Here is a 21,377-nt window from a genome sequence, read left to right as displayed (position 1 = left end):
AGCCAGGAGTCGCTGCATCACCTAGATTTGAAGAGGTGAGCGCACAAGATCTGTCCATCGAACTCCGCCGAGCGCTGTCAGGCGTGGCACGCACGCCGCGTCTGCTCGTAGCCTCCGACTACGACGGGACGATGGCACCCATCGTCGCCAACCCGGACAAGGCGTATCCCCGGGCGGAAACGGTGCGTGCGCTTCGCTCTCTCGCCAGCCTCGCGTCGACGACGGCTGCCGTGATCTCGGGCCGCGCCCTCAAGGATCTGGCTGCGCTGTCCCGACTTCCCGCCGAAGTGCAATTGGTCGGCAGCCACGGCTCCGAGTTCGACATCGGATTCGTTCACGCGATCGACGCCGACGCCAGGAAACTGCTCGACGAGATCGTCACCGAGTTGGGCCGAATCGCCGCCGACACCCCTGGGGCAACGGTGGAGAAGAAGCCCGCCAGCGTTGCACTGCACGTACGCAACACCAGTGCCGACGACGCCGAGAAGGCGCTCATCGCCGTCCGCACCGAATCGGCACTCTGGCCAGGCGTTCAGGTCACCGAGGGCAAATCGGTGGTCGAGTTGGCTGTCATCGCCACCGACAAGGGGCACGCACTCGACTTGATTCGCCATCAGGACGGCGCAACCGCTGCCGTCTTCATCGGCGACGACGTGACCGACGAAAAGGCGTTCAGCAGGCTTCAGGGGCCGGACATCGGAATCAAGGTCGGCAGCGGGGACACCGTCGCCGACTATCGCGTCGACAGCACCGAGGACGTCGCTGCCGCTCTGGCGTTCCTGCTCGACGAGCGTCGTACGTGGCTTTCCGGCGCCGACGCTCCGCCCATCGAGCGACTCTCGATGCTCGCCAGTCCGCGCACCGTCGCTTTGGTGACCCCGGATGCGACGCTGACCTGGTTGTGTCACCCGGAACCGGATTCAGCGGCCGTCTTCGCACACCTTCTCGGCGGAACCGGGGCCGGCCACTTCTCGGTCGGGCCTCGACGCACAGCCTTACCACTGAGCCAGAAGTACATCGACAGCACGATGACAGTTCAGACCCGCTGGGCGAGCCTGTCCGTCACCGACTACCTCCCCCACGACGTCCCACAGGGACGAACCGACCTGACCCGCATCATTTCCGGTCAGGCCGACGCGATCGTCTCGTTTGCACCCCGTCCCGAGTTCGGCCAGGGTCAGGTCACGCTCGAGGTCGTCGACGAGGGCATTCGGGTCCTCGGCACCAACGAGCCGTACGTGCTCCGCTCCCCCGGTGTGCTGTGGAACATCGCCACCGACGGAAACCAGCAGACCGCCCACGCCATCGTCGAGCCGTCCAAGGGTGACGTCGTCCTCGAATTGCGCTGCGGAACAGAAGAAATCGGCCCTTCCGACGTTCCGGAGCTGGAGCGTCGAGCGACCTCGGAGGCCTACTGGTCCGATTGGGCCAAGACGCTCGAACTCCCGAAGCTGAAGCCGGACTTGATGAAACGCTCTGCACTGACCTTGCGCGGGCTGGTCCACGCCGATTCCGGTTCCATCATGGCTGCCGCGACGACGTCCCTGCCGGAAGAGATCGGCGGAGTCCGCAACTGGGACTACCGCTATTGCTGGTTGCGCGACGCCGCCCTCACCGCAACAGCTCTCGTGAGCGTCGGATCCACCGACGAGGCCGAGAACTACCTGGACTGGGTCCACCGCGTGCTCGAAACACTGCCGGGACCCGAGCGCCTGCACCCCCTCTACACGCTCCACGGGACTTCGCTACCGCCAGAGGCCGTCATCGATTCACTCCCCGGATACGCCGGCTCCCGGCCGGTCCGCGTCGGAAACGCCGCGAATCAGCAGGTTCAACTGGACGTGTTCGGCCCGATCGTCGAGCTCATCGTCGAACTGGCGAATGCACGCGAAAAGGCCGGTGATCCCGATCCTTTGAGCGACCGCGACTGGGAACTGGTGTGCGCCATGGTCGAAGCAGTGCAGCGGCGCTGGTTCGAACCCGATCACGGCATCTGGGAAATTCGCGACAACCCGCGCCACCACGTCTATTCCAAGGTTATGGGCTGGGTCACCGTCGACCGCGCCGTCGATCTTGCGACCCGCTTTTCTCGCGAGGCCCTGCCCGAGTGGGTGGAACTGCGTGACCAGATCGCCGACGAAGTACGACACAAGGGCTGGAAGGACGACGTCCAGTCGTACACCGCAGCCTACGACGGTACCGATCTCGACGCGGCGACTCTGCACATCGGGCTGTCGGGGCTGATCGATCCGACGGATCCGCGCTTTGCAGCGACCGTCGTAGCCACCGAGGCCGAACTACGCAGCGGCTCAACGGTATACCGCTACCATCACGACGACGGCCTGCCCGGCATCGAAGGTGGATTCCATCTCTGTGCCGCCTGGCTCGTCGAGGCATACCTACTGATCGGGCAACGCCTGCAAGCAGAGGCACTGTTCGACCAGTTGGTCGCGGCAGCGGGTCCCACCGGACTGCTCGCGGAGGAGTACGACCCCATCGCGGAACGCTCACTGGGCAACCACCCCCAGGCGTACAGCCATCTGGGCTTGTTGCGCTGCGCCCAACTCCTGGCGTGAGCGCTACCCCTTGATCCGACCTGATGTTCGCCCGGCCAGTAGTTCGGTGTCGAGCATCTCGACTATCGGAACGCCGGATCCGGACGGCGACATCAGGAGCGCACCGGCACGCCGGCCCTTCTCTTCCTGGGGCTGGCGCACCGTTGTCAGTGATTCGCGCAGCGCCTCGTCGACGCCGTCGAATCCGGTGATCGACAGTTGGCCAGGTACATCTATGCCCTGCCAGCGCGCCCAGTCCAAGGCGCCGAGAGCCAGCACGTCGGTGGTGCAGACCAGTGCGGTGATCTCGGGGTTGGTCGCGAGAGCTTCCGCCGCCGCCGAGTGCCCGGACTGCGATGTGTGGACGTACCGCTCGATCACGGTGAGTGAGAGTGGGTCCATGTCGGACGCCACCATCGCGTCGCGCACTCCTTCGATCCGCTCACGCTGGACGTGGAAGTGCGGGGACTTGAGTCGTTCCTGGCTGACCACGCCGTCCATCCGGTCGCGCCCCAGCCTCATGCAGAGCACGCCGATGTCGCGGTGGCCGAGCCCGATGAGGTAATCGGCGACCTTGCGCATGGCAGCGCGGTCGTCGATGCCCACGAGGGATGCACCGGGAATCTCGCGCGGCTGGTCGCAGACGACGATCGGAATGTGACGCTCGAGCACGGCAGCGAGATACGGATCGTCGTCGGCCACGGAGTAGACGACAAAGCCGTCGACGCCCGCCTGCTGGACCACGGCTGCAGCATCCACCTCGTCGCGGCCGGGCCCGGCCGGGATGAGCAGCAAGCCCTGGCCGGCGTCCTCACACGATTCCGAGAGACCGGCAAGGAAGCTCATGGCGGCCGGGTCACGGAACGAATAACTGAGTGCTTCGGTGAGCAGAAGACCGACGGCACCGGCTTTGCGAGTTCGCAAGGAGCGGGCGACCGGATCAGGTCCGGGGTATCCGCGTCGCTTGGCCGCTTGGAGCACTCGATCCCGCAGCTCGACGGAGAGCTGATCGGGTCGGTTGTACGCGTTCGAGACTGTAGTTCTCGACACATTGAGCTCGGCGGCAAGCGACGCCAAAGTGGCTTGACGGCGTGGCTGACGGGACCGGGGCATAAACGGACGTTAGCCGTAGTGCCCGCAGACGGCGCGTTGGGGCTGAACCGAAGGTGAACTACCAGCGACTATGCGCTAATGTGTAACGGTAACGGTTTCCAATAGCATTTAGCCCAGCCTTTGTTCAGGAGAAAAGCACGTGCGTTCGTCGTCGAAATTCCGCACCGCCACCGCCCTCGCGGCCGTCTCGGTCGCCGCAGCATTCGCGCTCACCGCGTGCAGCTCAACCTCCTCGAAGGACGACGGCATCACCGTCGTCGCATCGACGAACGTGTGGGGCGACGTCGCGCAGGCCGTCGCCGGCGACAAGCTGACCGTGACGTCGATCATCAACGAGCCGTCCGCGGACCCGCACTCGTTCGAAGCGACTCCCGCCGATGCCGCCAAGATCACCGACGCATCGCTCGTCGTCTACAACGGCGGCGGCTACGACCAGTTCATCACCGACGTCCTCGACGCGGGCAAGGGTGAGCAGAAGACGGTCAACGCCTACAACCTGCTCGACGGCGGCATCCACGCCGGCGAAACCGCGGGCGAATCGCATGACGGTCACACCCACGGCGCAGTCAACGAACACGTCTGGTTCGACATCCCGACCGTCGACGCCGTCGCACATTCGGTGGCCGATCAGCTGAGCGCTCTCGATCCGGACAACGCGGCGACCTACGAGGACAACGCGAAGGCATACAGCCAGAAGCTCGCCGGCGTCACAGCGATCACCGATTCCATCGCCGCTGCTCACGCAGGCGCACCGGTGGCGCAGACCGAGCCGATCGCGCACTACCTCCTGGTCGCAGCTGAACTGAAGGACGCAACTCCCGAAGAGTTCACCAACGCCATCGAAGACGGCAACGATCCGTCACCGGCCGCAATCGCCGCAACGCGCCAGCTCCTCTCGGAGAAGCAGGCCCGCGCATTGGTCTACAACATCCAGACACAGGACAAAGTGACCCAGGATATGCGCACCACCGCCGAAACCGCCGGAGTGCCCGTCGTCGAGGTTACGGAGACTCTCCCCGAGGGCCTGGACTACATTCAGTGGCAGACGCAGACCGCGGAGTCGCTCGCAAACGCCCTCTCTGCCCAGTAATTATTTGCCCCACCATTTCCGAGAAGAACCGATCGGCTTGTGACAGAAACTTCCGCGAATACTCCTGTGCCCCCTGGTAACACCGTGCCTTCTGGTAACACCGCGCCTTCAGCGGCCTCCGTGCCCGCTGTGACGCTGAAGGACGCTCGATTGTCCTTCGGCGCCCGCACATTGTGGGACGGGCTCGATCTCGAGGTACAGCCAGGTGAGTTCATCGCCGTACTCGGGCCGAACGGGTCGGGCAAGACCTCGCTCCTGAAGATTCTGCTGGGCCAACTACAACTCAGCGGCGGTAGTGCACAGATCGTCGGCACGCCGGCACGGGCCGGGAACTCACACGTCGGGTACATCCCGCAGCAGAAATCGATCGACGACGGCCTCCCGCTCCGCGGCCGCGACCTGGTCGGCCTCGGCGTCGACGGTCACCAGTGGGGTACGGGCCTACTGCGTCGGGGTCGTCGCCGCAAGATCGTCGACGACGCCATCGCACAGGTCAGCGCCCAGTCGTTCGCCGACGCTCCCATCGGTTCCATGTCCGGCGGTGAGCAGCAGCGACTGCGGATCGCACAGGCTTTGGTCGGCGACCCGCGGATCCTGTTGTGCGACGAGCCGCTGCTCAGCCTCGACCTCGCCAACCAGCACCTGGTCTCGACGCTGATCGACAAGCGTCGGCGCAGCCATGACACCGCGGTGCTGTTCGTGACGCACGAGATCAATCCGATCCTGCCGTTGGTGGATCGAGTGCTCTATCTGGTGGACGGTAAATTCCGGATCGGGACGCCGGCCGAAGTGATGACGTCCGAGGTTCTCTCGGATCTGTACAACACCGACGTCGAAGTGTTGCAGGTTCGTGGCCGCCTCGTCGTGATCGGCACCGGAGACGCCATCGACGCGCTCGGCAGCGCAGGCGGACTACGCCCGGGAGAAGGCGTTCACCATTCTGATGAGGATCACCACCAGTGAGTAACAAGTTCACCGACGCGATGTCGCGGATGTTCGACGTGTCCGCCACCGTCGACCTACTGCAGTACGACTTCGTCCAACAGGCGTTGATTGCCGGTGCCATCCTCGGATTGTTGGCCGGCATCATCGGGCCGCTGATCGTGAGCCGTCAGATGTCGTTCTCGGTGCACGGAACGAGTGAGCTGTCACTGACGGGCGCATCCGCCGCACTTCTCGTCGGTGTGGGCGTCGGCTTCGGTGCCATCGTCGGATCCGTGGTCGCGGCAGTGCTGTTCGGACTGCTCGGAGCCAAAGCGCGCGACCGAGATTCGGTGATCGGCGTGATCATGGCTTTCGGCCTCGGCCTGTCGGTGTTGTTCCTCTGGGCGTACGACGGTCGCACGGGAACCAGCTTCTCGTTGTTGGTCGGACAGATCGTGGCGCCGGGAAACAGTGGTCTCGAACTTCTGCTGCTGTGCGCGGTCATCGTGATCGGCACACTCGGATTCATCTACCGCCCTTTGCTGTTCGCAAGCACCGACCCCGAAGTTGCTGCAGCTCGCGGTGTTCCGGTCCGGGCACTGTCGATCGTGTTCGCAGTGTTGGTCGGCATCACCGCAGCACTCGGCGTACAGATCGTCGGTGCTCTGCTGGTGATGTCGCTGCTGATCACCCCCGCAGCGGCCGCCGCGTACGTCACGGCAAGCCCACTCAAGGCCACGATCCTCTCCGTCGTGTTCGCCGAACTGGCAGCCGTCGGCGGCATCCTTCTCTCGCTGGCCCCCGGCGTTCCCGTCTCGAGTTTCGTCACCTCGGTCTCGTTCGTGATCTACCTGATATGCCGACTCTTCGGATCCGCACGTCGCAAGAATGCCGGACGGATTCCGGCGCACGCCTGAACACCGAGAGCCCATACCTACCTAGAATCGAGGTATGGGCTACAGCGTTGATCTGAACAGCGACCTCGGCGAGGGCTTCGGAGCCTGGACCCTGGGCGACGACGACGCCATGCTCGAACTTGTCACCAGCGCGAACATCGCCTGCGGATTCCATGCCGGCGACCCGACAACGCTGTTGGCGACTTGCGAATCCGCCGCCGCCCGCGGCGTCCGGATCGGCGCGCAGGTGGGGTACCGAGACCTCGCCGGTTTCGGCAGACGCTTCATCGACGTGTCCCCGAAGGACCTCACCGCCGACGTCATTTATCAAATAGGGGCACTCGACGGTTTGGCTCGTGTCGCCGGATCGCGGGTCACGTACGTCAAACCCCACGGCGCGCTCTACAACGCAATAGTCCATCACCGACGGCAGGCGCGGGCCGTGGTCGCCGCCGTCGTTGCCTATGACAGTTCGCTACCTGTTCTCGGACTACCTGGTTCGGTGTTTCTGGAAGAGGCGCGCGAGGCCGGTCTCGACGCGGTCGCCGAGGCTTTTGCCGATCGTGCGTACACGGCGGAAGGCACCCTGGTCCCCCGCACCGAGTCGGGCGCCGTTCTGCAGGACCCGACACTTGTTGCAGAGCGGGTTCGGCGAATGGTCGTCGACGGCGAGTTGGACGCAGTCGACGGGAGCACGTTGAAAGTCGCTGCCGCATCGGTGTGCGTGCACGGTGACAGTCCGGCAGCCGTCGACATGGCCGTGGCAATCCGCGCTCTCCTCGAATCTTCCGACGTCGAGATCACGCCGTTCACATGATCGCGATCCTGCCCGCCGGTGAATCCGCAGTCCTCGTCGAGTACGACGAACTGCCGAGTGTGCTGGGCAACTTCAGGGCTCTCGACGCCAGTCGGATCCCCGGAGTGATCGACCTGATTCCCGCGGCGCGAACCATCTTGATCGAGTACGACAACACGATCACCGCGCACCAACTGGTGGAGAAATGGGTACGTGGGGCCGTACCGATCGAACTCACAGCTGACGAGAGTGGGCGGCCTGCCGTCGAGATTCCGGTCCGCTACGACGGCCCCGATCTCGTAGAGGTGGGCAAGCTGACCGGCCTCGGGGTCGACGGTGTGATCGACGCTCACACGGCTGCGTCGTGGACCGTCGCGTTCATCGGTTTCGCCCCCGGCTTCGCGTATCTGACCAGCAACGAGAGAAAGCTCGAAGTTCCACGTCGATCGGACCCGCGCAGGCAGGTCCCGGCCGGTGCAGTCGGGTTGGCCGGACCGTTCTCGGGCGTCTACCCGCGTAGCTCCCCGGGCGGCTGGCAGTTGATCGGAACGACGGAACTGTCGGTGTGGGATGCCGAGCGCCGCCCGCCGGCGCTGCTTCTACCCGGCACCACAGTCACCTTTGTCCGTGCATGATTTTGGTGCAAGCATGATTTTGGTGTCTTCACCGCGCTGTTGCGGGACAATGGATTCATGGCCTGGCTCGAGGTTGTGCGTACCGGCCCGCTCGCCACAGTTCAGGACCGCGGGCGGAGAGGCTACGGCGCCCTCGGGGTCGGAAGATCCGGCGCCGTCGACATGATCTCGCATGACAGCGCCAACAGACTCGTAGGCAACACTTTTCGAGCAGCAACCATCGAAGTCACCGCTGGGGGTTTCGCTATGCGGGCCGTCGGTTCGATGACGGTGGCAGCGACAGGCGCGCGGGTGCCGCTGGCCGTCGACGGACGGCCGGCACCTGACTACGCGAGCATCCATCTGGGTAGTGGCAGCATTCTCGAATTGGGTTACAGCACAACCGGGTTGAGAACGTATATCTCTGCACGCGGTGGCGTCGACGTCCCGCAGGTACTCGGAAGCAGATCCACCGACACGCTCTCCGGACTCGGGCCGCCGCCGCTCGCCGCCGGCGATCTAGTCCTCCTCGGGGCCGAGGAAGGGACGTGGCCCACCGAAGAGTTGATTCCACCGCCGGCACCTGCACTCGGCGCGGTTCCGATCGAGATCACGCTCGGCCCCCGAAATTCCTGGTTCACCGCCGCATCCGTTCACGCGCTCCTTCACACCACGTGGAAAGTCACCGAACACACCAACCGAGTCGGGGTCCGGCTACAGGGCCAAGGGCCTTTGCATCGTTCACGCACCGGGGAATTGCCGAGCGAAGGCGTCGTGACGGGATCCATCCAGGTGCCGCCAGGCGGCCAGCCCGTCGTGTTCCTCGCCGACCATCCCGTGACCGGCGGATACCCGGTCATCGCCGTCGTTTCCGACGCCGGGATTGCGTCGCTGGCACAGCTGCGGCCCGGCAGCACCATTACCTTCAAGGCCACTACTCGGCCGTCGTAGCGCTGATAGTCTCAGCCGCGCCAGCAATGCTGCCGGCGGCGCTCGGCCGTCGCCAAAACCTGAAGGACTGTCACACTATGAGCCCTAAGAGCAGCACACTTGCTCTCGGAATAGCGTCACTGATCACTGCTGCACTCGTCTTGTCCGGATGCAGCAGTTCGGAAAGCGGCGACGCCGTCTCCAGTGATACCAACACCAGTGAGACCACTGCTTCCGAAAGTTCTGCATCCTCGCCGTCTGCCGCTGCCGCGACGCCGACTTTGCGGGACGGAACACCGTTCATCGGTGAGCGGACGACGATCGAAACCGGCGACGACCCCGAAGCGCCGAGCATCAGCGTCAGCCTCCCGCCGAGCTGGACTCACGGCGAGAACATCCCTGCCGGCGTTACGGACGCGTTGTCCAGCAACAGCCAGGAACCCAGCGGTTTCATGCCGAACACCACGGTGACGGTCGAAAACCAGGGCACCGCAACAAAAGACGAGGTTCTTGCCGCTGCGCGTGAAACGATCGCCACTCTCGACGGGTGGACCGAGGTGAAGTACACCGAGATCGACGTCGACGGACAGCAGGGTTTCCGCCTCTCCGGAACCTGGACCGCCCCAAACCTGGACGTTCCGCTCTACGCCGTCATGACGGTCGTCGCTTACCAAGCCGACGACAACTCGCCGGTCTACCTGGTCAGCTTTGCAAACCAGTTCACCGACACGACGAACATGCAGACCTCCAACCAGGTGGAAGAAATCAACACCTCGATCGAATTCGGCTGAGCACCTGATGGTTTGAATACCCGATCTCCGAACAACCGCGGCGGGCCGAGACTACGACAGTCTCGGCCCGCCGTTTCACAACTCTCGCCTAGCTCGAACCGAACAGGCCGCTGAGGGAACCGAGGCCACCACTCAACGAGCCGAGCGATCCGATTCCGCCACCGGTTCCGGGGCCAGTGGGATCAACCGGATCAACGGGATCGACCGGGTCAACCGGATCGACCACATCCGCGGCGCGGACAGTGATGGACGGGCCCAAGTTGGCGAAATTCGCACTCGACTGGAATCCGTTGCCCATCACCGTGGCACCTACCGCCAATCCACTTCCGTACACGGTTCCCGGCGCACACGAAGCAGTAACCGTGTAGCTGGTCTTCATGGTCACCGGTTTGCTGCCGTTGTTGATCCAGCCGGCACTGGTCACCTCGAGCGTCGTGGCTGTCAGTTCCGGCGTTTCAGTGGTTTCGGTCATCGTCCCGCCAACGTGAAACTTCGTGACCTTCGCCGAGCCCGGGACAAAGGTCAAGCATGCGGCATGCGTCTCGGTGAACCTGCTGATATACCCGTCGATTCCGCTCTTCTTCGACACTGTCGTGTAGGTGATCGTGTCACCGATCTTCGGCGACGCATTGTCCACGGTGCGAGTAAATGTGTAGGCACCGGAAGTTGCTGTCTCGGCAGTCGCGACTCCCGCACCCAGCGCGCTTGCGCCCACAGCAAGAGCAATCACCCCCAAACCAGCTCCAACGGTGGACAGACTACGATTCCTGGATCCAAACTTTGCCACGAACAATCTCCACTCTGTGTGGTTCCAGGACAACCGAATTCATTGATTACTGGAACTTGTTGCAACCCGACTCTCGAAGTACGATACAGTCGACCTGGACATTCGCCCAGCTTTTCGTCGAAATAGTCGACAATCAGTTAACGGCAGGCAATCGACACCGAAAAAGTCCTCTTAATTCGGACTTTTCCGCAAATTCTGCCGAACTGATACATAGGCAAGCGTCCGATAGGTTTCAATGGTTACCGCGGCGCAACCTTTGAAGAGTCATCCCATCACCGTCAGCGTGAACCCCTCGAACGGAGAATTTCATGTCACGTTTTTCAATGCGCAAAACACTCACCGGAATCGCAATCGCTGCACTTGCCACCAGCGGACTCGTGATGACCGCAGGCACCGCGAGCGCCGATGCCACCCACCCGTCCGCGGCAACGGTCAACTCCTCCAACGTCCGAATCACCAAGAGCATCGTGGGCGACGGCGAAGTTGCACCCGGCGGCAAAGTCACCGTGCGCACGGTCATCTCCACAACAGGCCACCCCGAGCGTTACGTCGACCAGTTCGTCGACCGCTACCCCGCCACGTTCAAGTACATCCAGGGCACGGCAGCGGTCAACGCGTGGCACTTGATCGGCGGTCAGAAGACCGAATCCGTCACGCCTTCGGTTGACACTGCCGCCCGAACCGTGAATGTGCCCAGCACCGGCTGGCTGATCTCACCCACCGGAAGCAAGACCGTGACGATCGAGGCGCAGTACCTCGTCGCCGACGATGCACCGATCGGCTCGTACCAGGAAATGTCGAGCTCGATCGGTATCTCGACGTTCAATACCGAACAGAACATCAGCGGCGTCTACGCCAAGATCCGCGCCAAGAACCCCGGCGAGGCGGCCGCATCGGGCTCGGCAGATCTGGGCTTCGGCTCTTCTGACGGCGAGGGCGGAACCGGTTCGGCCGGATCCTCCATCCTCGACAACCCGGCCGGCTTCATCTCCGACATCATCAGCGGTGTCCTGGCCAACGGCAGCTGATTCACTCGCTCCGCCTGCTCCACCTGTAAACACTCCGTCGGGGAATGTGTTCGAGGGTGGCATCGAGTCTTCGGACTCGGTGCCACCCTCGATCTTTTGTGGCGATCACACTCCGTCGCGCCTGCATCAAAGAACCAAATAGGAAAGCATTACCTAAGTCATTCGCGGTATGATCCACCGATGAGTTCCACAGGATTTCCGTACTGGGCTGTGCCGGCAGGCCGGTACGTTCCGCTCCCCTTCTCGATGACGACGTCCACCATCGGGCGTGATCAGAAGCGCGCGTGGCGTGAGATCCGCCATCCCGAACACGAACTCCTCTGGGGCGCTTCCGGCGAGATGAGCGCGTACATCGACGACGTTCGTTGGCAGATACCACCGACGGTCGGCATGTGGATTCCGGCTGGAACTCCACGGCGCATCACGCTCGGCGCATCCACCGAGGCTCGTTTCACCTATTTCCGGCCCGAGTCGTTCCCCCACCCGTGGACAAAACCCGCGATCATCGGCATCGACGACGTCGTCAAGACGATGCTCATCCATCTGCACCAGCGAAATATGCCTACCGAGGCTCGCTTGCGCGCCGAATCCGTAGTCTTCGACACGCTCGCGCCCATCGAGGCGGCTGATGTCGCAGTACCGATGCCCGCCGATCCCCGGGCCCTCGCCGTCGCACGCCGCCTGATCGCCGACCCCGCCGATCAACGCGGGCTTGCCGATTGGGCCTACGTGGTCGGCGGAAGCCCCCGCACCCTGAGCCGCGTGTTCTCTCAAGGCACGGGGATGTCCTTCACCGAGTGGCGAATTCAAGTTCGCGTCCGCGCTGCGATGTCCTATCTCGCTGCGGGCGTTCCTGTTTCGACGGTAAGCCGTCGCGTCGGATACGAAACCCCCAGCGCCTTCACCAGCGTGTTCCGCAAGGTCACCGGACGCACACCGAAGAACTACTACTCGGACGCGTGCGAGTTGTCAGCCTAACTGGTCAGAACCCGTTCATCTTCGAGACCAGTTCCGCGAAAGCATATTTGACGCTCAGCGACGTGGGTGAAGCCAAGGCCATGACTCGTGCCAGACCGAGCTGCTGAATCAGCCTGCCGTCCTTGACTGCCGGCAGGTCGGCAAACAACTTGTCCCCCATCAATCCGGGGAGCCCCTGCCCACTCGCGTCGTTGAGCACGATCACGTCCGCGTCCAGTTCGTTGTACTGTTCGCGCGATGCAGTCACCGACCCCTGGGTGTCGCCGCACAGCTCTGCGCTTCCGGCCGACTGCTTCAGTCCGAGCTGGGACATCAGGATGACTCGGCCGTCGTCAGCGCAGTAATTGGTGAGGCCGTCGATGTTTCCCGAGAGGAAGGTCAAGGTTTTCCCGTTCAGATTGGGGGATCCGGCAGCCAGGTCGGCTATGGAATCGTCAGTTTCCTCGATCAGCTCGGCAGCCCGCTTCGGTTGGCCGAGTACTGATCCGATGGTCGACAACTGTTCCTGCCACGTGGTCGCCCATGCGGTCTCCTTGAACGGAATGGTGGGTGCGATCTGGGAAAGACGTGCATAGTCGTCTTCGGTGATTCCCGAGACCACTGCGATGATCACGTCCGGCTCCAACGCCAGGATCTGCTCGAACGGCACACCGGACGTGCTGTCGAGCAACGTGGGTTCGACATCGCCCAACAATTCTTCGTCCCACGGCAGGATGCCGTTCTCCAAGCCTGCCCCACTGAACGACTCCATGGCGACGGGTGTCTTGCCCAGTGCGAGGACCGAATCCTGGCTGTTCCAGCCGATCGTCACGATCCGCTGAGGTTCGGTCTCGATGGTGGTCGACCCGTACGCGTGATCAACGGTGACCGGCAGCGCGCCGGCCTCGGCCAACTGCGTCGTGCCCTCCGACGCTGTTGACTCGGTGCTGCTCTGGCAGCCTGCGAGCAGGGCAATCGCGGCCAACGCAGCCACTATTCGGGTAGTGCTCTTCATCTTCTGTCAGCTCTCTTCGCAAACGTACTTTGTTTCGACCAGCCAGGTATATCGAGACCCGATCCCGGTAATGGGGTGTCGATACTCCATCTGTCCGCTGCCGCGTAGCCCTTGGCATCTGCGAGCACTTTCCGCACTCGTACCGGCTCTACCGTAGAACTGCACAACGAATGTTCAGATCTGGGCGAGGAGTTTCACGAGTGTCAGCGCTGCCCGAAACTCGTTCCGGTCCGATGGAGATGATCCGAGTCGGATCATTCTCCTCCGGACGCGGCCCGCGACTGGTTGCAGCCGTCACCGGGCAGGCGTCGTATCAGGTAGCTCAAGCCCTCATCCCGGTGCTGATCGGCACCGTCGTCGACCGGGCAATCGGAAAGTCCGACAGCACAGCACTTCTCGTGTGGCTTGCGGTGCTGTGTGCTCTGTTCGTGGGACTCGCTCTGTCGTGGCGCATCGCAGTTCGCCTGAACACGCAGGTCTTCGTCTACGGCGAACACGACCTACGACTGAATGCTGCCAGACGAATACTCGATGCCAGGGGGATGAAAGCTCAGCGTTCGACCGGTGAAGTTCTCACCATCTCTACCTCGGATGCCTCACACGTCTCGGGCTTCTCCTGGGTTGTCGCCGAACAGGGCTCGGCATTTGCGGGGCTCGCCGCGGCAGTGATTTCGCTTGCCTTCGTCTCGTGGCCGCTCGCACTGATCGTCGTACTCATCACCGCTGCGCAGCTCATATTCATCCACAAGATCAGCGGTCCGTTGGACGAGCGCGTGTATGCAGAGCAGAAGAAGGCAGCCGAGGCAGGCATGCTTGCAACGGATTTCACGCTGGGACTGCGGGTACTGAAGGGTTTCGGGGCTGAACCCACCGCCCTGTCGCGATACGTCAACGCGAGCCGGGAGTCGATGAAGGCAGCGATCCGGACGGTCAGAGCAATGTCCAGCCTGACCGCGCTCAATTCCGGGGTCTCCGCGTTGGTGCTGGCTTCGGTTGCGCTTGGAGCCGCGTGGATGGCGCATCAAGGCACGATCACCGTGGGCAACTTCGTCACCGTTGTCGGCTTGAGCAGAGTGATTGCCGGTCCGATGGAAACGCTGGGGTTCTTCGGTGCCGAACTCGCTGCCAAGCGAGGTTCCGCGCGCAGACTTTCCGAACTGTTGGCCGAGCCACACCTGATCGAATCGCTGGCCCCCACGGCCGCGACCGAACCTGCCAGAACTGAAGACGCCCTATTGATTTCGGCGGACAACGGAACCGTCGTCTCAGCTCGCCGCGGAGAAGTGGTGGGTGTGCGCGCTGACGATTCCGCCGACCGACTGGCACGACAACTCGCCTATCAGACCCCGCTCGCCCCCGACTCTTACTTCGTTTTCGGCACCGATGCAACCGACCTCGGCCCGGACGGAGTTCGTGATCAGGTGTTCGTCTCCGCCCATGAAGGAACCGTGTTCACCGGCACCGTCTTCGACAATCTGGCTGCACCGAACGTCGACTCGTCGGCAATGACGTCATCTGCGCTCGACGACGTGTTGACGCATCTGCCCGACGGCCACCTCTCCGAGGTAGGCGAGCAAGGAAAGAAACTCTCCGGAGGTCAACGCCAACGCCTTCTCCTCGCCCGCGCTCTCCATCAACCCCAGCCGATCCTGGTCCTCCACGAACCCACCACTTCCGTGGACTCTGTCACCGAGCATCGGATTGCACACTCGCTGAGAAACTTCCCCGACAAGGCCATTCTGGTGATCACCTCGAGCCCGACCCTGCTCCATTCGTGTGACCGTGTCGTCACGATCGACCACGGCGTTCGGGAGGGAGAGTCGCTGTGACCGATACCCTTCCGGATGCATCTGCTGTTCCGGTTGTATCTGCCCTGCCGATCGCGTCGACCAAGCAGACCGTCCGCGCATTGATCGCACTGCTTCGGCCACGCAAGCGAGCGCTCGCACTCACGACCGTCGTACTTCTCTCTGCTACGGCCTGCGGCCTGTCCACCCCGGCACTGCTCGGACTCATGGTCGATGCGGTCACGGAGGGCAAACCGTTTGCCTCACTCCTGCGTATCACCGCGTTCATGCTCGGCGCAGCGGCAGCAGGGGTTGCGCTGACCTGGTGGAGCACACAGCTTCTGGCGAACGTCGCGCAGAACGTGCTGGCCGATCTTCGTGAGGACGTGTTCGCCGCCACCCTCGCGCAGCCTTCGTCACTGGTCGAGGATGCCGGAACCGGTGATCTGATTTCCCGGGTCTCGGGCGACGTCGAAGCGGTAAACACCGTCATCGCGCGAGTACTACCCGCCACCGTGTCTGCCCTGTTCATGATTTCACTGACGCTTGTCGGTGTGGGAGTGATCGATTGGCGCTTCACCGTGGCAATCGTTGCCGTTGCGCCGATTCACTATTTCGCTCTTCGTCATTTCCTCCGACGCTCCGGACCCGTCTACCGACGCTCTCGCGCTGCGCAGGCCAGGCGGGGACAACAGCTCATCGAAACTCTCGGAGGCGCAGGCACTGTCACTGCCCTGCGGCGAACAGACGAGCACATCGACCGAATCGCCGAGACCTCCGAGCATGCCATCAGCTTCGACATGCAGGCAGTTCGCCTGCGCACCAACTTCTTCGCCCAACTCAACGGCGCCGAACTGCTCGGACTGGCCGCCGTCCTGAGCGTCGGCTACTGGCTCGTGACCACAGGCTCGGTGTCCATCGGGGCCGCTACCGCCGCCGCCCTCTACTTCCACAGTCTGTTCAGCCCCATCGCGGTATTTCTCTCGAACATCGACGAATTGCAGGATGCGGGTGCCAGCCTGGCTCGCCTGATCGGAGTCACCGCGATGCCCGGGCGGCCCACGAGCATTCCTGCCTCGGCTCGGTCCGAACCCATCGGCGTCGAGGTGGACCGGGTTTCCTACTCGTACGACAACTCCACCCCGGTGATCGATTCGATCTCGATCTCGATCGCACCGGGGGAACGAATCGCCGTCGTCGGAAGCAGCGGCGCCGGAAAGACCACGCTCGCCAAACTGATTGCCGGCATCATTCCCGTCGGGGACGGGCGAATCACCGTCGACGGCACACTGATTGACGACCTGAGTGATGCCGAACTTCGGCACGAAGTCGTCCTCGTCAGCCAGGAAATTCACGTGTTCGTCGGGACGATCGCCGACGATCTCCGGTTGTGTGCACCAGATTCGGACGATGCGAAGATCGCCGAAGCCGTCGACACGATGAAAGCTCAATGGATTCATGAACTTCCGGACGGACTCGAGACCAGGGTCGGGGCCGGTGGGTACCAGTTGACGGCAGCGCAGGCACAGCACATAGCCCTCGTCCGACTGGCTCTGCTCGATCCTCCCGTCGTCATCCTCGACGAGGCGACTGCCGAAGCCGGAACCACCGCAGCCGGTCTACTCGATCAGGCAGCCGAACTAGCAGTCACCGGCCGGACCGCCGTGGTGATCGCACACCGGCTGAGCCAAGCAGTCCGCGCCGATCGCATACTCGTCATGAGCGGTGGCCGCGTAGTCGAGAGCGGGACACATGACGAACTGATCGGCGCGGACGGTTCCTACGCTGCACTGTGGGAAGCCTGGTCGGTACGGAGCTAGAACCCCGCCAGACTCACCCGAAAGCCGTTAGAACTCAGCTGCTACGACGCCTGCGGGCGATGTCCGCCAGGACGACTCCGGCGGCAACCGAGGCGTTGAGCGACTCGACCGGACCGGCCATCGGAATCGACAGGATCGCGTCGCAGTTCTCGCGGACGAGGCGCGAAAGGCCCTTGCCCTCGGAACCGACCACGATCACAACGGGACCGCTGCCGTCGAAATCGTCGAGAGTGGTGTCGCCCTCGGCGTCGAGACCGACGACCTGAACACCCTTCGATGCCCAGTCCTTGAGCGTGCGGGTGAGGTTGGTTGCCCGAGCAATCGGCAAACGAGCGGCAGCGCCGGCGCTGGTACGCCAAGCGACAGCACTCACGCTCGCGCTACGACGCTCCGGAATCACGACGCCGTGTCCACCGAAAGCTGCGACCGAGCGCACGACGGCACCCAGGTTGCGGGGATCGGTGATGTTGTCCAGCGCGACGAGCAGCGGCGGCTCGGCATGCTTGCGTGCCTCCGAGAGAAGATCGTCCGGGTGCGCGTAGCGGTACGGCGGAACCTGCAGGGCGATGCCCTGGTGAAGACCGTTGGCGCTGAGGCGATCCAGATCGGTGCGGGGGACCTCGAGGATCGAGATGCCGGCATCCGCAGCGAGCTGAACGGATTCCTTCAGTCGATCGTCGCTCTCGGTGCCGACGGCGACCCACAGTGCAGTCGCGGGAACGCCGGCGCGTAGGCACTCGACCACCGGGTTGCGTCCGAGCACTGTCTCGGGACCGTCGAGAACCTTGCGGCCCGGACCCGGACGGCCACCGCGGCCCTGCTTCTCGTCGGCACGTGCGGCGCGCGCTGCACGCTTTGCCGCGGGATGCTTGGTGCGTGCCTCGGCGGGCGGCGTAGCGCCACGCCCTTCGAGACCGCGACGGTGCTTACCGCCGGAACCGGCAACCTGGCCCTTCTTGGTGCCGCCCTTACGGACTGCGCCGCGCCTGCTCGAGTTTCCAGCCATTGTTACTGCCCTGCCTTAAGGGACCATTCGGGTCCGTCGGGAGTATCGGTTACTTCGATACCCGCCTTGATGAGGCGATCGCGGACCTCGTCCGCCACCGCCCAGTTCTTTTCCGTACGTGCCTGCTGCCGACGATCGAGATCGGCCCGCACCAACACGTCCAAAGCTTCCATTGCCGTCTCGGTGTCGCCACCGGACTGCGTCCAATGCTCGTCGAGTGGGTCGACGCCCAGGATCGCGAGCATGGCCCGCACCTGGCCGGCAGCCACCCGAGCCGCGTCGAGATCACCGGCAGCGAGCGCGGAATTACCCTCGCTCGCCTTGCCGTGAATCTCGGCCAACGCGATCGGCACCGACAAGTCGTTGTCGAGAGCCGCCGCGAAACCTTCGGTCCACGTACCGAGTTCGACGCCGCCCGCACGCTTGTGTGTGCGCAGGACGAACGACTCGAGCCCCTGGTAGGACTTCGCACTTTCGTCCAACGCCTCGTCCGAGTACTCGAGATTGGAACGGTAGTGCGCACTACCGAGGTAGTACCGAAGTTCTTGCGGACGAACCTTCTTGAGCACGTTCGGCACCGAGAGAACATTGCCCAACGATTTGGACATCTTCTCGCCACTCATCGTGACCCAGCCGTTGTGCAACCAGTACTGAGCGAAATCGTCGCCGGCGCACTTGGCCTGCGCAATTTCGTTCTCGTGGTGCGGAAAGACGAGATCGCGTCCACCACAATGGATGTCGAATGCCGCCCCGAGATAGAACTCCGCCATGGCCGAGCACTCGAGGTGCCAGCCCGGACGGCCGGGTCCCCACGGTGTCGGCCACGAGGGCTCACCGGGCTTGACGGCCTTCCAGAGGGTGAAGTCGCGAGGATCACGCTTTCCCTCGGCAGCGCTCTCGCCCTGATGAACGTCGTCGAGTTTGTGGCCGGACAGTGCGCCGTACTCGGGGTAGCTCTGCACGTCGAAGTAGACGTCACCGCCCGCCGCGTACGCGTGGCCGTTCTCGATCAGACGTTCCATCATCTCGACCATCTGCGTCACGTGGCCGGTGGCCCGTGGCTCGATGGACGGTGGCAGCACACCCAGTTGGTCGTAGGCCCACGTGAACGACCGCTCGAACGTCGCCGCCCACTCCCACCAAGGTCGACCGGCGCCGGCGGCCTTGTTGAGAATCTTGTCGTCGATGTCCGTCACGTTGCGCACGAAGGCAACGTCGTTGCCGTGCGCCAACAGCCAGCGACGCAGCACGTCGAAAGCGACGCCGCTGCGTACGTGTCCGATGTGAGGATCACCCTGAACTGTCGCCCCACACAGGTACACCGATGCATGTCCGGGGGCCAACGGAACAAAATCCCGAAGGGCCCGCGTACCGGTGTCGTATAGGCGCAGGGTCACGACCAGCGATCTTACCTGTCGTGTTCGGTTGTCATGACCAACGCGGTGGCCATGGCGGCGATCCCCTCGCCTCGACCGGTCAAGCCGAGGCCGTCCGTGGTGGTCGCGGACACCGAAACAGGCGCGCCGAGAATGTCCGAGAGCACCTTCTGTGCCTCGTCGCGACGTGGCCCGATCTTCGGACGGTTGCCGATGACCTGCACCGCGGCGTTGCCGACGGCGAACTGGTTCTCTTCGAGCAGTCGGCGAACCTCGGCAAGCATTCGAGCGCCGCTCACGCCGTCCCATTCGGGCCTGCCGGTGCCGAAAACCGAACCGAGGTCACCGAGGCCCGCCGCAGAGAGCAACGCGTCACACAGCGCGTGGACGGCGACATCGCCGTCCGAATGGCCCGAGCACCCGTCTGCTTCCTCGAACAGCAACCCGGCCATCCAGCAAGGACGACCGACCTCGATGGGATGAACATCCGTGCCGAGACCGACGCGCATCTAATTTCCGTCCTGTGAATCCGCACTCAACGCTGTCTCCGAGCTCAGGAGCGCCCGTGCAAGGACCAGGTCGAGCGGAGTGGTGATCTTGAAGGCGAGAGCGTCGCCGGGAATCGTCTGCACCGAAACACCGAGACGCTCGACCAGAGCGGCGTCGTCGGTCGCGGCGACGTCACCGGCGTCGTACGCACTGCGCAGGACGTCGGTGGAGAATCCTTGGGGAGTTTGAACCGCACGCAACTCCGAACGCAGAGGCGTACCGGTGACTGCGCCGAGTACGTCGACCGACTTGATCGTGTCGGTAACCGGAAGTACCGGGATGACAGCGGAGCTGCCGGCTCGGAGAGTTCCGACGACGCGCGCGATCAACGCCGGCGGTGTCAATGCCCGTGCGGCATCGTGCACGAGTACAAAATCTGCGTCGCCGGCAGCGCTGAGGCCGGCTCGAACCGAATCGGTTCTTTCGGCACCACCGCCGACGACGTCGACGTCCGCTGCACGACCGAGGTCGGCTACGACGGATTCGACCAGTTCAGGCGGCACAATGACAACAACGCGGTCGATCGCTCCGGATTTCCGGAGTCCATCGACCGCGCGTGCAAGCATGGTGCACCCACCGAGTTCGACAAATGCCTTGGGCAATTTCTCGCCCAATCGCACTCCCCGACCTGCGGCAGGTACCAGGGCTACTACTGCCACTGTCAGCTTTGTTGTGTTGCAGTCAGGACGCGGCCGCGAGGACCTCGTCGAGAATGGTCTCTGCCTTCTCGGTGTCAGTGCCCTCGGCGAGCGCGAGCTCTCCGACGAGAATCTGACGAGCCTTGGCGAGCATGCGCTTCTCACCAGCGGAAAGTCCGCGGTCCTGCTCACGACGCCACAGGTCACGAACAACTTCTGCAACCTTGTTCACGTCACCTGAGGCAAGCTTCTCGAGATTTGCCTTGTATCGACGAGACCAGTTGGTGGGCTCTTCGGTGTGCGGTGCTCGCAGAACCTGGAAAACCTTGTCGAGGCCTTCTTGGCCGACCACGTCACGAACTCCGACGTACTCTGCGTTGTCTGCAGGAACCCGTACTGTGAGATCGCCTTGAGCGACCTTCAGAACCAGGTACTCCTTCTGCTCACCCTTGATGGTGCGGGTTTCGATAGCTTCGATCAGCGCCGCACCGTGATGGGGGTATACGACGGTGTCTCCGACCTTGAAAATCATGTGTCCCGTGCCCCTTTCGATTCCACTAGTTTAACACGTGAAAGAACCGACCACTCATCAACTGTGCAGGTCAGGGGCATCCTTGCTCGAGCGTAGGGGTTGACAGGGCTTGTTGTACGTGCATTCAACTGGTCTGGAGCACCCCTGCGTAACGGACTGAAAGCCCACGCAGA

20 protein-coding genes are annotated in these 21,377 nt (G+C 63.4%); 12 read left to right on the top strand and 8 right to left on the bottom strand.

Translation table 11 applies throughout. The features are described from left to right. Positions 1-35 precede the first annotated feature (35 nt). Positions 36-2,576 (top strand): trehalose-phosphatase, encoded by a 2,541-nt coding sequence (otsB, locus tag AC1Q6C_RS23415; protein ID WP_007733998.1) that lies wholly within the window; start codon positions 36-38, stop codon positions 2,574-2,576. A gap of 3 nt (positions 2,577-2,579) precedes the next feature. On the opposite strand, the gene AC1Q6C_RS23410 is transcribed toward otsB, so the two are convergent. Further along, entirely contained in the window at positions 2,580-3,668 is a 1,089-nt protein-coding gene (locus tag AC1Q6C_RS23410) for a LacI family DNA-binding transcriptional regulator (RefSeq protein ID WP_007733995.1), read from the bottom strand. Between the two features lie 139 nt (positions 3,669-3,807). Here AC1Q6C_RS23410 and AC1Q6C_RS23405 point away from each other — a divergent pair, with 139 nt between their 5' ends. From AC1Q6C_RS23405 to AC1Q6C_RS23375, 7 genes are all read left to right on the top strand, one after another. Beyond that, positions 3,808-4,758, top strand: coding sequence for a metal ABC transporter solute-binding protein, Zn/Mn family (locus AC1Q6C_RS23405; protein WP_007733993.1), 951 nt, complete (start codon positions 3,808-3,810; stop codon positions 4,756-4,758). Between the two features lie 84 nt (positions 4,759-4,842). Beyond that, a complete protein-coding gene (locus AC1Q6C_RS23400; RefSeq protein WP_047269722.1) occupies positions 4,843-5,721 on the top strand; it encodes a metal ABC transporter ATP-binding protein in 879 nt (292 codons plus the stop codon). Continuing rightward, positions 5,718-6,599 (top strand): metal ABC transporter permease, encoded by an 882-nt coding sequence (locus AC1Q6C_RS23395; RefSeq protein ID WP_003945811.1) that lies wholly within the window; start codon positions 5,718-5,720, stop codon positions 6,597-6,599. The genes AC1Q6C_RS23400 and AC1Q6C_RS23395 overlap by 4 nt, the downstream gene beginning before the upstream one ends. Positions 6,600-6,633: 34 nt before the next feature. Next, the gene (locus tag AC1Q6C_RS23390) at positions 6,634-7,395 is read left to right on the top strand and encodes a LamB/YcsF family protein (protein ID WP_007733991.1); all 762 of its coding nucleotides are present in this window, start codon (positions 6,634-6,636) and stop codon (positions 7,393-7,395) included. Continuing rightward, positions 7,392-8,009 carry a 5-oxoprolinase subunit PxpB gene (gene pxpB / locus AC1Q6C_RS23385; protein ID WP_007733990.1) on the top strand — a complete coding sequence of 206 codons (618 nt, stop codon included), beginning with the start codon at positions 7,392-7,394 and terminating at the stop codon, positions 8,007-8,009. The genes AC1Q6C_RS23390 and pxpB overlap by 4 nt, the downstream gene beginning before the upstream one ends. A gap of 57 nt (positions 8,010-8,066) precedes the next feature. Continuing rightward, positions 8,067-8,939 (top strand): 5-oxoprolinase subunit C family protein, encoded by an 873-nt coding sequence (locus AC1Q6C_RS23380; RefSeq protein WP_007733989.1) that lies wholly within the window; start codon positions 8,067-8,069, stop codon positions 8,937-8,939. Between the two features lie 77 nt (positions 8,940-9,016). Then, positions 9,017-9,709 (top strand): LpqN/LpqT family lipoprotein, encoded by a 693-nt coding sequence (locus tag AC1Q6C_RS23375; RefSeq protein WP_039973380.1) that lies wholly within the window; start codon positions 9,017-9,019, stop codon positions 9,707-9,709. A gap of 88 nt (positions 9,710-9,797) precedes the next feature. Here AC1Q6C_RS23375 and AC1Q6C_RS23370 read toward each other — a convergent pair whose 3' ends face one another. Continuing rightward, on the bottom strand, positions 9,798-10,439 hold the full coding sequence (locus AC1Q6C_RS23370) for a hypothetical protein (protein WP_047269642.1): 642 nt from the start codon (positions 10,437-10,439) through the stop codon (positions 9,798-9,800). Between the two features lie 365 nt (positions 10,440-10,804). Here AC1Q6C_RS23370 and AC1Q6C_RS23365 point away from each other — a divergent pair, with 365 nt between their 5' ends. Continuing rightward, entirely contained in the window at positions 10,805-11,524 is a 720-nt protein-coding gene (locus tag AC1Q6C_RS23365; protein WP_492666834.1) for a hypothetical protein, read from the top strand. 180 nt (positions 11,525-11,704) lie between these two features. Beyond that, the gene (locus AC1Q6C_RS23360; RefSeq protein ID WP_031332820.1) at positions 11,705-12,502 is read left to right on the top strand and encodes a helix-turn-helix domain-containing protein; all 798 of its coding nucleotides are present in this window, start codon (positions 11,705-11,707) and stop codon (positions 12,500-12,502) included. 4 nt (positions 12,503-12,506) lie between these two features. Here AC1Q6C_RS23360 and AC1Q6C_RS23355 read toward each other — a convergent pair whose 3' ends face one another. Beyond that, positions 12,507-13,496 (bottom strand): iron-siderophore ABC transporter substrate-binding protein, encoded by a 990-nt coding sequence (locus AC1Q6C_RS23355; RefSeq protein WP_003945426.1) that lies wholly within the window; start codon positions 13,494-13,496, stop codon positions 12,507-12,509. Positions 13,497-13,696: 200 nt separating this feature from the next. Here AC1Q6C_RS23355 and AC1Q6C_RS23350 point away from each other — a divergent pair, with 200 nt between their 5' ends. Together AC1Q6C_RS23350 and AC1Q6C_RS23345 are read left to right on the top strand one after the other, a co-directional pair. Then, positions 13,697-15,325 (top strand): ABC transporter transmembrane domain-containing protein, encoded by a 1,629-nt coding sequence (locus tag AC1Q6C_RS23350; RefSeq protein WP_075832090.1) that lies wholly within the window; start codon positions 13,697-13,699, stop codon positions 15,323-15,325. Next, positions 15,322-17,103, top strand: coding sequence for an ABC transporter ATP-binding protein (locus AC1Q6C_RS23345; RefSeq protein ID WP_230359487.1), 1,782 nt, complete (start codon positions 15,322-15,324; stop codon positions 17,101-17,103). Before AC1Q6C_RS23350 ends, AC1Q6C_RS23345 begins: the two co-directional genes overlap by 4 nt. A gap of 34 nt (positions 17,104-17,137) precedes the next feature. On the opposite strand, the gene rlmB is transcribed toward AC1Q6C_RS23345, so the two are convergent. From rlmB to carD, 5 genes are read right to left on the bottom strand one after another with little or no spacing between them, the layout of a single operon-like run. Then, a complete protein-coding gene (gene rlmB / locus AC1Q6C_RS23340) occupies positions 17,138-18,109 on the bottom strand; it encodes a 23S rRNA (guanosine(2251)-2'-O)-methyltransferase RlmB (protein ID WP_003945749.1) in 972 nt (323 codons plus the stop codon). A gap of 2 nt (positions 18,110-18,111) precedes the next feature. Further along, positions 18,112-19,506 (bottom strand): cysteine--tRNA ligase, encoded by a 1,395-nt coding sequence (gene cysS, locus AC1Q6C_RS23335; protein ID WP_003945830.1) that lies wholly within the window; start codon positions 19,504-19,506, stop codon positions 18,112-18,114. Positions 19,507-19,517: 11 nt separating this feature from the next. Next, the gene (gene ispF, locus AC1Q6C_RS23330) at positions 19,518-19,994 is read right to left on the bottom strand and encodes a 2-C-methyl-D-erythritol 2,4-cyclodiphosphate synthase (protein WP_047269647.1); all 477 of its coding nucleotides are present in this window, start codon (positions 19,992-19,994) and stop codon (positions 19,518-19,520) included. Continuing rightward, positions 19,995-20,693, bottom strand: a complete 699-nt coding sequence (ispD, locus tag AC1Q6C_RS23325) for a 2-C-methyl-D-erythritol 4-phosphate cytidylyltransferase (protein ID WP_039972758.1) — start codon at positions 20,691-20,693, stop codon at positions 19,995-19,997. 22 nt (positions 20,694-20,715) lie between these two features. Next, positions 20,716-21,204 carry an RNA polymerase-binding transcription factor CarD gene (gene carD / locus AC1Q6C_RS23320; RefSeq protein WP_003945666.1) on the bottom strand — a complete coding sequence of 163 codons (489 nt, stop codon included), beginning with the start codon at positions 21,202-21,204 and terminating at the stop codon, positions 20,716-20,718. Positions 21,205-21,377: the final 173 nt, after the last annotated feature.

Source organism: Rhodococcus sp. MT28 (genome assembly GCF_058792695.1).
This window is presented reverse-complemented; position numbering and strand designations above follow the sequence as displayed.

Excerpts from the sequence above, each read along its gene's own strand:
- AC1Q6C_RS23410 (WP_007733995.1), bottom strand. The coding sequence starts at position 3,668 with ATGCCCCGGTCCCGTCAGCCACGCCGTCAAGCCACTTTGGCGTCGCTT.
- AC1Q6C_RS23390 (WP_007733991.1), top strand. The coding sequence starts at position 6,634 with ATGGGCTACAGCGTTGATCTGAACAGCGACCTCGGCGAGGGCTTCGGA.
- pxpB (WP_007733990.1), top strand. The coding sequence starts at position 7,392 with ATGATCGCGATCCTGCCCGCCGGTGAATCCGCAGTCCTCGTCGAGTAC.
- AC1Q6C_RS23380 (WP_007733989.1), top strand. The coding sequence starts at position 8,067 with ATGGCCTGGCTCGAGGTTGTGCGTACCGGCCCGCTCGCCACAGTTCAG.
- AC1Q6C_RS23375 (WP_039973380.1), top strand. The coding sequence starts at position 9,017 with ATGAGCCCTAAGAGCAGCACACTTGCTCTCGGAATAGCGTCACTGATC.
- AC1Q6C_RS23365 (WP_492666834.1), top strand. The coding sequence starts at position 10,805 with ATGTCACGTTTTTCAATGCGCAAAACACTCACCGGAATCGCAATCGCT.
- AC1Q6C_RS23360 (WP_031332820.1), top strand. The coding sequence starts at position 11,705 with ATGAGTTCCACAGGATTTCCGTACTGGGCTGTGCCGGCAGGCCGGTAC.
- AC1Q6C_RS23355 (WP_003945426.1), bottom strand. The coding sequence starts at position 13,496 with ATGAAGAGCACTACCCGAATAGTGGCTGCGTTGGCCGCGATTGCCCTG.
- rlmB (WP_003945749.1), bottom strand. The coding sequence starts at position 18,109 with ATGGCTGGAAACTCGAGCAGGCGCGGCGCAGTCCGTAAGGGCGGCACC.
- ispF (WP_047269647.1), bottom strand. The coding sequence starts at position 19,994 with ATGCGCGTCGGTCTCGGCACGGATGTTCATCCCATCGAGGTCGGTCGT.
- carD (WP_003945666.1), bottom strand. The coding sequence starts at position 21,204 with ATGATTTTCAAGGTCGGAGACACCGTCGTATACCCCCATCACGGTGCG.